Origin of the sequence: Leifsonia sp. YAF41 (assembly GCF_052113185.1) — a bacterium.
GTDB lineage: Bacteria > Actinomycetota > Actinomycetes > Actinomycetales > Microbacteriaceae > Cryobacterium.
The window spans coordinates 36,449-49,587 of sequence record NZ_JBFRCS010000009.1 but is presented as its reverse complement, the minus strand read 5'-3'; the positions used below and the strand labels follow the sequence as shown (position 1 = coordinate 49,587).

9 protein-coding genes are annotated in these 13,139 nt (G+C 67.0%); 3 read left to right on the top strand and 6 right to left on the bottom strand.

Annotation, left to right across the window (positions count from 1 at the left end):
- Position 1: 1 nt before the first annotated feature.
- On the bottom strand, positions 2 to 748 hold the full coding sequence (locus AB4Y63_RS10775; RefSeq protein WP_441791039.1) for a phosphatase PAP2 family protein: 747 nt from the start codon (positions 746 to 748) through the stop codon (positions 2 to 4).
- A gap of 393 nt (positions 749 to 1,141) precedes the next feature.
- Between AB4Y63_RS10775 and AB4Y63_RS10770 the strand changes: the two genes are divergently transcribed.
- Positions 1,142 to 2,878 carry a DUF222 domain-containing protein gene (locus AB4Y63_RS10770; RefSeq protein WP_441791038.1) on the top strand — a complete coding sequence of 579 codons (1,737 nt, stop codon included), beginning with the start codon at positions 1,142 to 1,144 and terminating at the stop codon, positions 2,876 to 2,878.
- Positions 2,879 to 3,246: 368 nt separating this feature from the next.
- Here the strand turns inward: AB4Y63_RS10770 and AB4Y63_RS10765 are convergent, their stop codons facing one another.
- The 3 genes from AB4Y63_RS10765 to AB4Y63_RS10755 form a co-directional block, all read right to left on the bottom strand.
- Positions 3,247 to 4,704: an MFS transporter gene (locus AB4Y63_RS10765; protein ID WP_441791037.1), complete on the bottom strand. Its 1,458-nt coding sequence runs from the start codon at positions 4,702 to 4,704 to the stop codon at positions 3,247 to 3,249.
- Positions 4,705 to 4,888: 184 nt separating this feature from the next.
- Positions 4,889 to 5,293, bottom strand: coding sequence for a LysM peptidoglycan-binding domain-containing protein (locus AB4Y63_RS10760; protein ID WP_441791036.1), 405 nt, complete (start codon positions 5,291 to 5,293; stop codon positions 4,889 to 4,891).
- 193 nt (positions 5,294 to 5,486) lie between these two features.
- Positions 5,487 to 6,866 (bottom strand): L-serine ammonia-lyase, encoded by a 1,380-nt coding sequence (locus AB4Y63_RS10755; RefSeq protein WP_441791035.1) that lies wholly within the window; start codon positions 6,864 to 6,866, stop codon positions 5,487 to 5,489.
- A gap of 186 nt (positions 6,867 to 7,052) precedes the next feature.
- On the opposite strand from AB4Y63_RS10755, the gene AB4Y63_RS10750 reads away from it, so the two are divergent.
- Together AB4Y63_RS10750 and AB4Y63_RS10745 are read left to right on the top strand one after the other, a co-directional pair.
- Positions 7,053 to 8,084 (top strand): ATP-binding cassette domain-containing protein, encoded by a 1,032-nt coding sequence (locus AB4Y63_RS10750; protein ID WP_441791034.1) that lies wholly within the window; start codon positions 7,053 to 7,055, stop codon positions 8,082 to 8,084.
- Complete coding sequence (locus AB4Y63_RS10745) at positions 8,081 to 8,941, top strand: ABC transporter permease (protein WP_441791033.1); 861 nt, start codon at positions 8,081 to 8,083, stop codon at positions 8,939 to 8,941. Before AB4Y63_RS10750 ends, AB4Y63_RS10745 begins: the two co-directional genes overlap by 4 nt.
- A 97-nt stretch (positions 8,942 to 9,038) precedes the next feature.
- On the opposite strand, the gene AB4Y63_RS10740 is transcribed toward AB4Y63_RS10745, so the two are convergent.
- Positions 9,039 to 12,323 (bottom strand): BTAD domain-containing putative transcriptional regulator, encoded by a 3,285-nt coding sequence (locus tag AB4Y63_RS10740; protein WP_441791032.1) that lies wholly within the window; start codon positions 12,321 to 12,323, stop codon positions 9,039 to 9,041.
- Positions 12,324 to 12,591: 268 nt separating this feature from the next.
- Positions 12,592 to 13,092, bottom strand: a complete 501-nt coding sequence (locus tag AB4Y63_RS10735) for a CoA-binding protein (RefSeq protein ID WP_441791450.1) — start codon at positions 13,090 to 13,092, stop codon at positions 12,592 to 12,594.
- Between the last annotated feature and the right edge of the window lie 47 nt (positions 13,093 to 13,139).

Here is a 13,139-nt window from a genome sequence, read left to right as displayed (position 1 = left end):
TCTAACTGCCCATGGATTGGTCCTGCGGCGATGCCCCGCCCCTGAGCAAGACCGAAACGCGCGGCACCACATTCTGCAGCCAGATGACGAGGGCGAGAGCCGACGCCGCGAGCGAGTAGACGATGGAGGCCAGGACATCCGTGGGGTAGTGGACTCCGAGGTAGACGCGAGACACGGCGACCAGCACCGTTGCGAGGGCTGCCACGGTGATGACGAGCGGGCGCGACGGGTGATCCCGCGCCACAAAGATCAGAGCCAGGCCGAGGGCTGCGACGAAGCAGGTATGCCCGCTCGGGTAGCCGAATGAGTGCTCGGTGAGCAACGGATGCGCCAACAGGGTGGCGTCGGGTCGCGGTCGCTGCACGATCCACTTGATCAGCTCGCTGCCGCCCCAGGCGACGGCGATCATGCCGAGGAACGTGAGAACGCGGGCGGGATTGCGGGTGACCAGCCCGATCAGAATTGCCGAGACCAGCGTGATTGCCAGCGCCATCGCCGGATCGAACAGCCATGCGATAGTGAGCGCCACGCTGTCGAGAACGGGCGTGTGGTGCAGGCTCAGCCACTGATCGATTCCGAGTTCGGAGGCCGACCAGCCGGGCGTGCGGGCGACGAGCAGACCGAATCCGATCACCGCGCAGAGGGCGAGAACGCTCATTATCGTGATCGCCCGCGGGTGGGCGAGCGGTCGCAACGGGAGCATCCGCTGCTGTGTCGACACATCGGGCCCGGAGGTTGTCACCGTCACTTCACTCATTTCTGCTGGCGCGCGGATGTCGCGTGGCCAACTGATTGAGTCTGTGCCGGGGGGTCTCAGATTCCTCTAAGAACTGTTAGCGCGCTCGAACGCCTTGGGCGCTCGAGTGCGCGACCCGCCCGTGCTCGAGTGCGCCACCCGCCCGTGCTCGAGTGCGCGACCCGCGCGTGCTCGAGTGCGCGACCCGCCCGGTGGTCGAGCTTGTCGAGACCCGGTGGGCCGGTCTCGAGACCTGGGTGCGTCCCCTCGACCGGCTCGACCACGGCCTGCCGGTCGATCGGTGCGGTGCCGCAACGCTCCTCCACAGGCGGGCGGGTCGAGAACTTACTCACGGATCTGCGGTTTCCGAGTTTCGGTTCCACCCCCTTTTTCTAGTCTGGGAGTATGCAAAATCTCACCGATCAGCCTCTGCCTGATCAACTCCGGGACGCCGCCTCGGCGGTCGCGCGGATCGGTGACGGCGCGGCCGGGTATGCGGCACTTTCTGATGCGGACCTGCTGGAGTCGCAGACGCAGCTCGGCCTGATCCGGCGGTCGTTTGAGACGCATGCGGCGTGGGCGGCCGGGGAGATCGCCCGCCGCTCCTCCCGGGAGCTCGGGTTTTCGGGGTTGGCGCAACGGAACGGGTTCCTCTCCCCGGTGGAGTTGATCCAGTCGGCGACCGGCGGCACCCGCGCCGAGGCCGTGAAACTGGTCGCGGTCGGCACGATGCTCACCCAGACCGAGGCCGACGAGGAGCTGCAGCACCAGCTGCGGCAGGCCGACCCCGACTCCTTGACCGACGAGCAGCGGGCCGCACTGGCCGGCCTGGCCGCCCCCTGGCTGGCCGTCGTCGCCGGGGCGGTCCACGCCGGGACCCTGTCCGTGGATGCGGCGGAGGCGATCCGCAAGGGCCTCGGTGACATCGACCCGGGCGTGCCCGCCGACAAGCTCGCCGCCGCCGCGGAGTTCCTGCTCGGTGAGGCCGGGACGCTGAACGCCGACCAGTTGCTGCGCCGGGCGCGGCGTTTGCGCGACCAATTGGATGCGGAGGGGATCGCCCGGCGGGAGAAGACCCAGCGGGATGCGCGCAGTTTCCGGATCTGGCGGCAAGCCGACGGCATGTACCGGGTGTCCGCGCTGCTGCCACCGGAAGACGGCCGCCTCGTCGAGTTGATCGTCGACGGGGCGACGTCACCGCGCCGCGGCGGACCCCGCTTCGTCGACCCGCGCACCCAGGCCCGCGCCGACGCGCTCCGCGACGACGAACGCAGCATCGAGCAGATCGCCGCGGACACAATCCTCGCGCTCTTGCAGATCGCGGCCGAGGCCGACCCGAACACGGTGTTCTTCGGCCGCCGGCCGGCCGTCCGGGTGCTCGTCACCGAACGTGACCTCGCTCACACGATCCCGGGCCCCGCCTTCCGGAACCCGGCCAGCCAGTCGTCGACCGGATCGTCACCGACCGGATCCTCGGCCGGCCATTCTTCAACCGGGTCTGCACCGACCGGAGCAACCGCGGTCGGATCGGGCATGCCCGGTTCACCGACCGGATCCTCATCGATCCGGCTGGCTCCGATTTCGCCAGCCGGACCGACCCCGACAGCCGGGCCGACCACCCCCTGCACCGACTCGCCCGGCAGTGACCTCGTTCGAATCGGGCACGGGCAGATCGAGGGGCACCCCGACCCGGTGTCGATGGAAACCGTGAACCGCCTGCTCTGCTCCGGCCTCACCGGCGTCGAGTTCGACGACGACGGTCAATGCATCAACGTCGGCCGCGACCAACGCCTCTTCACCGCACGGCAACGCGTCGGGCTGGCCGCCCGGGACGGCGGCTGCCGCTGGCCCGGCTGCGACAAACCCGCCTCCTGGACCGAAGCCCACCACATCGACCACTGGAAAGCCGAACACGGCAAAACCGATCTCGCCGACGGCATCCTGCTCTGCAAAGCCCACCACCTGCTGCTCCACAACAACAACTGGCACATCCGGCGTACCGGAGCCGACTACTGGCTCATCCCACCGGTGACCCTCGACGCCGACCAGACCCCGATTCCGATGCCGAGCAAAAGCCCGCTGATGCTGGAACTGTTCCCGCCGAAACCAGCCGGGCCTCCGCCCGCCCGACGGGCCGGTTGACCAGTGGTTGAGCCTGCCGAGCGATGTACTGAGCTTGTCGAAGTGACCTCCGCCGGACGCCCCATACAACGCACCCACCTCCCACGGCTCGGCGCACCCGGTCTCGACAAGCTCGACCACCGGAAAGGGGCAGACCGCGGCGGACGTCCCCCTCTCGCTGGTCGAGGAGGCCGCCTGCGGCCGTCTCGAGCGATGTACTGAGCGTGTCGAAGTGACCACCGCCGCCCAATCCTCAGACGCGACCCACGTTCAGAGGTCGGCTCGCGTGGTTTCGAGACGCGGCCTCCTCCGTCGGCTGCTCCTCAACCACCGGAAAGGCCATATGCCTCACAGACGGGGCCGACCGAGGCCGCGCAGCAGAACCCTTCCTACGTCTGAACGGGCAGGCTCGCCGTGTCGTACTGCGGCTGACGGCGGGGGAGCAACAGAGTCAGCACCAACCCGATCAGCGCGGCTCCGGCACACAGGGCAAAGGTCAGCTGGAACGCGAACGTGCTGGGAGTTGTCACCCCATTCACCGTGACGATGTTCACCGAGAGGATGACGCCGATCACCGCGCTTGCAGTGGTCGAGCCGAGGGTACGCATCACCGAGTTCAGACCGTTCGATGCCGCGGTCTCCGAGGCCGGCACCGCCGCCATGATCAGCGTTGGCATCGCGGCATAGGCGAAGCCCACACCGAAACCGACCAGGGTTGCAATGAGCACCGTGTGCCACACCTCGGTCATCAAGCCGATGCCGAGGGCATAGCCGAGGGTGATCACGGCGATACCGATTAGCAAACTAGTGCGGGCGCCGCGCCGGTCGGTGAGCCGGGCCGCCGTGCCCGACATCGCCCACATCACCAGGCCGCTTGGCATCAAGCAGAGGCTCGCGATCAACATGCTCTGCCCGAAACCGACACCGGTATCGGTGGGCGACTCGAGCAGCAACGGCAGCGCGACGGCCGTGGCGAAGAACGCGAAGCCGACGGTCACCGAGGCGAGGTTGGTGAGCAGAACCGATCGCCGCATCGCCACCCGGATGTCGATCAGCGGGCTTGCGGTGCGCAGCTCGAAGAGGATCCACAGCCCGAGCACCGCGACGCCGCCGAGCCCGATCCCGAGGGTGAGCGGACTGGTCCATCCCCACATCGCCCCTTTCGAGACGCTGAGCAGGATGCCGACCAAGCCGACCGCGAATCCGATCGCTCCGACGTAGTCGAACGTGCCAACGCTTCGCAGGGTGCTCACCGGAACAAGCGTGAACACGAGAATGAAACCGATCACCCCGAGCGTTCCCGACGCCCAGAACAACATGTGCCAGTCGAGAAACTGGGAGATGAGGGCGGAGACCGGCAAACCGACCGCACCGCCGATACCGAGGGTCGCGCTGACGAGCGCAATGGCCTTGCCCAGGCGATCGCGGTGCAGCACGTCACGCAGGATGCTGATGCCGAGTGCGATCACACCGAGCCCGGCACCCTGCAGCGCGCGGCCGATCACGAGCGGGATGAGGGTGGAGGAGAACGCGGCGATCAACGAACCGAGGATCAGGCTGCCGAGCAGCACCAGCATCATCCGTCGCTTGCCGTAGAGATCGCCGAGCCGGCCGCCGATCGGTGTTGCGACAGCGGCGGCGAGAAGCGTGGCGGTGACGACCCACATGGCATCGGCCTGTGAGACGCCGAGCAGATGGGGCAGTTCCGGCAGCAGGGGGGTGACCAAGGTCATCATGAAGGATGCGACGAGGCCGGTGAAGGCGAGTGCCGCGACGATCGCGCTGTCGTTCTGTTTTCTGCTCAGGCGGCGCCGTTCAGCATCGCTTAGCCAAGAATCATCGCTCACGGAGCCTCCCAGCCTGCGTTCTCATCCAATGCTGAAACGCGTCAGGGTCTCAACTGTATTCCGCGCTCGGCTTGCGGGCGTGTCGGTGATCGAGCCTGTCGAGATCAGTCGGGCCGATTTCTGAACGTCATCGGGTCTGCGGATCGACAGTCCGAGGTCTCGACAAGCTCGACCAACGAGGAAGTTAGCGCTTCGTCGTCCAGTCGAGGTTGATGACCTGCTTGAGATAGATGTCTTCGCCGAGACCGGGCACCGACGGGTTCATGTGCAAGAACTGCTGAACGGGCACATCGAAACGCTGCGCGATGTCGAAGAAGGTGTCGCCCTCGACGACGGTGTAGGTGCTCAGGCTGCCGTCGCCGTTGCTGGTCGTCGAGCCGCGGGCACCAGGGGCTTCGCCGAGATCGACGGCCGGTCCGGGCTCCACGATCGGGGCCGGAGCGTTGGGGATCGGCTGGCCGACCGCCGGGTTCGGCACCAGTTCGGGCTCTTCGATCGGGGCCGGTTCCACGATCGGCGCCGGAGTCGCGGACGGAACCGCCGTTGGAGTGCTTGTCTTCGTCGGCTTCGGGGCGACAGTGACTGTCACGACGGGTTCCGGAGTGCCGGCGCAAGCCGACAACGTGAAGAGTGCCGCGACAGCGGCAATGACGAGTGCGTTTCGGCGCGACGGTGCGTAACGAATGATGTCCCCCAGAGATGTTCCGTCAGCCTACGGCATCAGCCGCGGTGTCGACAGTCCTCTGATCAGACATCCCATCGACCACAGCGCGCGGTGCGCCTCAGCACTCGATGACGTTGACCGCCAGCCCGCCCTCGCTCGTCTCTTTGTACTTGGTCATCATGTCGAGACCGGTCTGGCGCATTGTCTCGATCACGGTGTCGAGCGAGACGAGGTGCGTGCCGTCGCCGTGCAAGGCGAGCCGGGCCGCCGACACCGCGGTCGACGAGGCGATGGCGTTGCGTTCGATGCAGGGCACCTGAACGAGTCCGCCGACGGGGTCGCAGGTCAGGCCGAGGTGGTGTTCCATCGCGATCTCTGCCGCGTTCTCAACCTGACGCGGGGTGCCGCCGAGAACGGCGCAGAGGGCACCGGATGCCATGGCGCACGCCGAGCCGACCTCGGCTTGACAGCCACCTTCTGCACCGGAGATCGACGCATTTGCTTTGACCAGCGAGCCGATCGCTACGGCCGTCAGTAAATAGCGACGCAGACCCGCGGCATCCGCGCCCGGAACGAAACGCAGATAGTAGTGACCGACGGCCGGGATGATGCCGGCCGCACCGTTGGTCGGCGCCGTCACGACGCGACCGCCCGACGCGTTCTCCTCGTTCACGGCGAGGGCGAAGGCGTGCAGCCACTCGGTCGAGGTGTCGCGTTCGCGCTGCGGGAGGCTGTCATATTCCTCAAGCTGCATACGAATCGCCTCAGCCCGGCGCTTCACTTTGAGGCCGCCCGGGAGCGTGCCGCTGGTCTTCAACCCGGATTCCACACAGACGTGCATGGCATCCCAGATGGCGTCGAGGCCCGCGTCGAGTTTCTCCTGGCCGTGAATCGACTCCTCGTTGATGCGCGCGACTCCGGCAATGTCGAGCTCGTGCTCGTCGCAGAGCGCGAGCAGCTCGACACTCGACGAGTACGGCATCGGTTGCGTGACAATCGGAGTGGCCTGGCCGAGGGTGTCGCCGTCGCGGCGGATGAACCCGCCGCCGATCGAGTAGTAGGTCTCCTCGAAAATTGGCAGCGCATCTGACTCGCTCCAGGCCAAGAGCGTCAGCGCGTTCGGGTGCCCGGGCAGACGGGTGCGCGGTTCGAAGCTCACGTCGTCTTTGCTGATCGGGATGTTGTGGCGGCCGAGCACCGACAGCGTTGCGCCCTCTTCCAGGCCGGTCCAGGCTGCGCGAACATCATCGGGATCGCAGGATTCGGGTCGGAACCCAGCGAGACCGGCGATCACGGCGTCGGGGGTGCCGTGTCCGAGCCCGGTCGCGCCGAGCGAGCCGTACAGGGTGCAGCTGATGCGCGAGACCTCGTCGAGACGCCCGGTCTCGGTGAGATGATCGGCGAAGGTGAGGGCGGCCCGCATGGGGCCGACGGTGTGGGAGCTGGATGGGCCGATTCCGATGGAGAACAGGTCGAGAGCCGAGACGTATGCAGTCACGGTTCTATCGTAGGTCGGCACCCCCGAAGATGCGCTGAGCATGTGCAAGATCGGTCGTGCTCGTTCGAGCAGCTGCGGCCGCCGAGGCGGTGAGCTACCGAGCCGGGAGTGGCAGGCCGGCGCGATGTCAGCGCCATGAAAGCGTCATGCAAGCGCCACGTGAGCGCCCGGCTCCAGCATGGAGCCATGACAACAACCAACACCAGCGACTGGGCCGTCGAGGCCCACGGACTCGTCAAAGCGTTCGGCGGAAACCGCGCAGTCGACGGGATCGACCTCTCGGTTCGCACCGGCACCGTGTACGGCGTGCTCGGCCCGAACGGTGCAGGTAAGACGACCACGATTCGAATGCTCGCCACTCTGCTGCGGCCCGACGCCGGCTCCGCGACCATTTTCGGCCACGATGTTCAGCGCGAAGCTCAGATCGTCAGGCAGCTCATCGGCGTCACCGGCCAGTACGCGTCGGTCGACGAAACTCTGTCCGCCACCGAGAACCTCGTGCTGTTCTCCCGGCTCCACGGACTCAGCCGCGCGGCATCCAAGCGCAAGTCGGCCGAGCTCCTCGAGGAGTTCGGGCTGACCGAGGCGGCCTCCCGCCCGCTCAAGAACTTCTCCGGCGGGATGCGCCGTCGACTCGACCTCGCGGCGAGCCTGATCTCCCAGCCGCCCCTGATCTTTCTCGACGAGCCGACCACGGGCCTCGACCCGCGCACCCGGGCACAGATGTGGGACACCATCCGTCGCCTCGTCGCGACCGGGTCCACGGTCGTGCTGACCACCCAGTATCTCGACGAGGCCGATCAGCTCGCCGACCGGATCGCGGTGATCGACCGCGGAATCGTCGTCGCCGAGGGCACCGCCAACGAGCTCAAGGCCTCGGTCGGTGAGTCGTCGTTGCAGCTGCGCCTCACCGACGCGGCCGACCTCGACGACGCCCGCCTGGCCATCCACTCGCTGCTCGGTGTGCAATCCGTGATCTCCCCGCACGACGCGACCCTCACTGCGCCGATGAGCGATCCGGATCGCGTGACCGACCTGCTCGTCGTGCTCCGCGAGGCCGGCATCCGGCTGAGCGAGGTCTCGGTGCAGAAGCCGTCGCTCGACGAGGTGTTTCTCGCGCTCACCGGCCATGGCGTTGCCGATGACGAGAACAGCGACGCCGACCGCGTCGCCGACATGGATGCGCATGCATCAGACCCCGAAAGGATCAGCGCATGAGCGCCACAACAGCAACTTCTGCACGGTTGGATCCCACTTCACCAGCCCCCGGCCGGATTGCCCCCGGTGCCGGCCGCACCCTCGGCAATCGCGTCAGCCTCGAGCAGTCGCTGCGCAACTCATTCACGATGGCTTGGCGCGGTCTGCTTAAGATCAAGCGCACGCCGGAGCAACTCTTCGACGTCACCCTGCAACCGATCATCTTCACGCTCATGTTCACCTACATCTTCGGTGGCGCGATCTCGGGTGACGTGCAGAGCTACCTGCCCGTGATCATCCCCGGAATTCTGGTGCAGACGGTCATCACCACGTCGATCGTGACGGGTGTGCAGCTGCGCGAGGACATGGACAAGGGAGTGTTCGACAGGTTCAAATCGCTGCCGATCGCCCGCATCTCGCCGCTCGCCGGCGCGCTGCTCGCCGACACGGTGCGCTATGCCATCGCCACCACGCTCACCTTCGTGATGGGCTACATCATGGGCTTCCGGCCCGAAGCCGGACTCGGCGGCGTGCTGATGGGTGCGGTGATGGTGATTCTCTGCGCGTGGGCGATCAGCTGGGTCTTCGCCTTCTTCGGCGTGATCGCACGCACCGCGAGCAGTGTGCAGGGGATCTCAATGCTGATCCTCTTCCCGTTGACCTTCCTCTCCAACGCGTTCGTGCCGGTGGACACCATGCCGGAGTGGCTGCAGGGATTCGTGAACATGAACCCGGTCTCGCACCTCGTCACGGCGGTTCGGGAGGTCACCACCTCGGGAACACTCGGTCCGGATGCGGCGTTCGCGCTGATCGGTGCCGCGGTGATCGTGGCGATCTTCGCGCCGCTGACGGTGAGGGCCTACATGCTCAAGGCCTAGCGGTCGGCAGATTCCGGTTCGTCGAAGCCCCCGGTTCGTCACGCATTCGTGACGGCCGGGGTTTTCCGGTCGTGGCAACTGCGTACGTCGAGTGCGTTTATGGTTGCGGTTGCGCGTCGAGCCGCCGCGCGAAGAGCTCGTGCGCACGATTCGCTCGTTCGCCGAGTGACAAAACGGAGACAGACTCTCGCGCAGCAGCCAGCGCCTCTGCACCCACGGTCCTCTCGGCGGCCGCGAGATGGACGTCGAGATGCAGCACCGGCAGATCCTGACGGGAGTGCAATCCCTCAGCCACGGCGAGGAGATCGAGCCCGAGGTCGCGGTGCGCGCTCTGGCTGAGTGCCCACAGTGCATAACCGAGGGCCGCGGTGCCGAGCACCGGCTTGTCGACGAATTCGGGCCGTGCACGTTTCTGTGCCAGAACGCGGGAGCGTAGGATCCCGGCGTGCCGGGCGATTTCTGCAGGTTTGCCGGTTTCGTCGGTGATCCAGGCCGCGATGAGCCCGGCCGTGGCCATCAGAAACCAGGGTGATCCGCGATCCCGGGCACCCAAGAATGTGCACACCGTCTCGAGGTACAGCCGGGCCCCATCCTCATAGCGTGCTTCGGCGCGTGCTAGTTCGGCCTGCCCGGCCAACCCGATCGACCGCAGGTCGACGTTGCGGGAGTTCACGACGGATGCGTTCAGGTAGCGGTCGAAGACGACGCGGGCCTCGTCGAGTCGGCCCAGGCTGATCAGATTGGCGCCGAGCATCCACTCGAGTTGATGCAGGTCCTCCTCGGCGTTCAACGCACGCAGGCCCACCTCGGCCCTGGCCGACCAGAGCAACGATTCGGTGGGGTGATTCTGCTGGCTTGCGAGTTGGGCGACCATCGAGGCCGCCATCGACGCGGCCCACACGTCGCCGCGGGCCGACGCGATGCTCCAGGCCGTGCGGCCCGCCTCATCCGCTCGTTCGAAGTCGCCGTCGTTCTCGGCCAGCTGCGACACCACGAGAGAACCGACGAGCGCGACCGAGTCGTCGGGGGAGTGCCGCATCGACTCGAGGTGTCCGATCGCGCCGATCGGTCCGCCGGGAGCGAGCAGAAAACCGGCGATGGCGCCCAGACGCGGGCGGAGCGGAGCGCCGGATCTCAGGATTTTTCGGAGGCCGCTGAGCGCCGGCGCGGCGGCACGGTCGTTGGTGACCGAGAAGATCGTCGCGAGCGAAATCAGGCTGGCCGCCGCGACGTCGGTGTGGGCGGCATCCGGACTGTAGCGGGCGGTGGCCGCGAGAATCATCTCGCCGAACGTGGCGACCTCGCTGTGATTGCCGCGCATCGTCCAGAACTGGGCGAGCACCGCGAACACGCTCACGACGGTGTCGGGGTGCTCAGCCGCGACGGCGAGCCGCAGGATAGCCAGCAGATTGTCGTGCTCGAGTTCGATGAGATGGTAGCTCTCGAGCTGGGCCGGCCCATCAAGCTGCGGGTAGTTTTCGAGGCAGAACGCCTCGGCCCAGCGGAACATCGACTGCTGCACGGCAGCGCTCTCACCGGCATCCGCCAGCTTGATGGCCCCGAATTCGCGCACGGTTTCGAGCATGCGATACCGCAACTGACCGGTGGGAGGGCTCTCACTCACGCTGAGCAGCGACTGCCGGACCAGCGCGTCGAGCAGGTCGACAATCTCGGGCCCCGGAGCGACGAATTCTGCAGCGTCGGAACCGAAACCGTCGGCGAATCGGGACAGCCGGCGCAGTGCGGTCTGCTCGCCGGGCGACAGAAAGTTCCAGCTCCAGTCGATGACGGCCTGCAATGTGCGGTGCCGCTCTGGGGCGGACCGATCGCCGATCGTCAACAGGGCGAAGCGGTTCTGCAGCCGACGCTCAATCTCCTCGACCGATATCGAACGGATGCGCGCCGCGGCAAGTTCGATCGCGAGCGGCATCCCGTCGAGCTTGGTGCACAGCCGGGCAATTGCGTCACGGGGGAGTACAGCGGCCGGACGTGCGGCGGTGGCCCGGTCGACGAAGAGCTGCACGGCCGGGCCGTTGTGCTGCTTATCGGGATGGTGTTCGTCGTGGTCGGCGTCGCTGTCGGTGTCGCTGTCGGCGTTGCTGGAGAGGGAACCCAGCGGATAGACCCGCTCGGCCCCGATGGCCAGCGGGCTGCGGCTCGTCGCCACAACGCGCACGCTCGCCGTGCTTGCCAGAATGTCTGCGACCCAACCGGCCGCGCCGTCAATGACATGCTCGCAGTTGTCGACAACGAGCAGGGTCTCCTGCTCGGCCAATTGGGCCAGGATGCGAGACCGCAGGTCGCCGGCCGGAACCTCGCTCAGGCGCTGCCCAGCCGAGCGCTCCCGGATGCCCAGTGTCGTCGCGAGTGCGAGTGTCACGTCGTCGTCGCTGCCGACACTGGCCAGCTCAACCACGATGACCGACGCGGCGTTCGAACGGTGTGCCAATTCCTGCGCCAGTCGGGTCTTGCCGAGGCCACCCGGGCCGAGGACGGTAACGAGACGGGCGCGGCGGAGCAGATCTTCGACGGCGGCGAGGTCATCGCCTCGGCCGATCAGCTGGTTGGGCGCAAGGCGGAGGCCGATGCGGCGGCGCGGCGTCGCAGCCGCGCGAGCGGTCTGCGCGTCACGCGTGCGGTCGGCGCCGTCGTCAGCGTCGTCGTCGGCCCGCAGAAGCGCCGCATTGAAATCGACGAGGGAACGGGACGGGGAAGTTCCGAGTTGCTCGCTCAGCAATGCGCGGTAGTCGGCAAAGTGCCGGAGCGCGTCAGTGGTGCGGCCGACGGCGGCGAGGCAGGTCATTCGCGCGAGGGTCAGCTGTTCATCGAGCGGATCAATCGCGATAAGCGCGTCAATGTCGGCCAGCGCTGCCGCGTTCTCGCCGAGTGCGATCAGGAGCTCAATTCGGGTACGCGCGAGCGAGGAATTCAGCTGACTGAGCGCCGGAGACCCGTCATCGGCTCCGCCGCGCCAGAGTGAGAGTGCTTCGTCGACGAGGGCGAGCGCTGTTGCCGGATCGGTGGTGGCCGATGCTGAAGCCTGGGCGTGCAGGGCGTGGGCCAGACCGACGTCGGTCTCGTCGGCATCCAATGCGAGGGCGTAACCCGTGGGCGTCGAGAGAAGGAGGTCGTCGGCGATCACTCCGCGCAGGCGGGAAACCAGGGTGTGAAGCGCCGCCTTCGCGTTGCCCGGCGGTTCGTCGCCCCAGAGGTCGTCGATGAGGGCATCGGTGCTCAGCGCGTGATTGCGGGCCAGCGCCAGCGACCGAATCAGGCTCTGTCCGAGCGCGCCCGACGGCGGGACGAGAACGCCGTCGCGTCCCGCCACCAGCACGGGGCCGAGGATCGCGACACGAATGCGCGGATCAGGGGTGAAAACCACTCTGCCGATCCTACCGATCACCTCCCTCACCCGGTTCCCGGTCGTGGCGCGTGCCGCTCACTCCGCTTCTCGGTGTATGGCTAACTCCGGTAATCCGCGACTTGCGCCGTCGACAACCGCGGTCCAGTGCGGCAGCAAACGGATGCCGCCCGGGATTACCGGAGTTAGCCACCGAAACCGGGCGTGACGAGTGGAGGAGGAGGGAGGAAGGAAGAAGGGAGGAAGAAGAGGGAGGAAATGAGTGTCGACCCCCGCGGAGCGGCGCGAGCTAGCGGATGGTCTTGCGCGCCGTGATCTGCCCGGTGTCAAAGCCGAGCAGGTGCAATCCGCCGTTGAAACGGGCGTGCTCGATCTTGAGGCAGCGGTCCATCACCACGGCGAGGCCCTTCGATTCGCCGTATTCGGCGGCCTCCTGGTTCCAGATTCCGAGCTGCACCCAGACCGTCGGGGCGCCGATAGCGAGCACCTCGTCGATGACCGCCGGGATGTCGCTGGCCTTGCGGAACACATCGACGATGTCGGGCACCTCGGGCAGCGACGCGAGGTCGGGATAGGCCTTCTCGCCGAGAATGGTGTCGGCGTTCGGGTTGACGAAGTAGACCCGATAGTCGCTCGACTGCTGCAGGTAGGTGCCCACGAAGTAGCTCGAGCGGGCCGGATTCGGCGAGGCGCCGACGATGGCGATCGACTTCGCTGCGCGCAGCAGTTTCAACCGTGCCTTCGCGTCGGGTCCCTCCCAGGTGCGCTGCGAATGCAGCAGTTTGGCCAGCGGTGAGTTCGTGGGAACCGAGCAGCTCAGCCCGTTCGCCAGCTGAA

Coding starts and splice junctions, on each gene's coding strand:
- AB4Y63_RS10770 (WP_441791038.1), top strand. CDS start 1,142: ATGCAAAATCTCACCGATCAGCCTCTGCCTGATCAACTCCGGGACGCC.
- AB4Y63_RS10750 (WP_441791034.1), top strand. CDS start 7,053: ATGACAACAACCAACACCAGCGACTGGGCCGTCGAGGCCCACGGACTC.
- AB4Y63_RS10745 (WP_441791033.1), top strand. CDS start 8,081: ATGAGCGCCACAACAGCAACTTCTGCACGGTTGGATCCCACTTCACCA.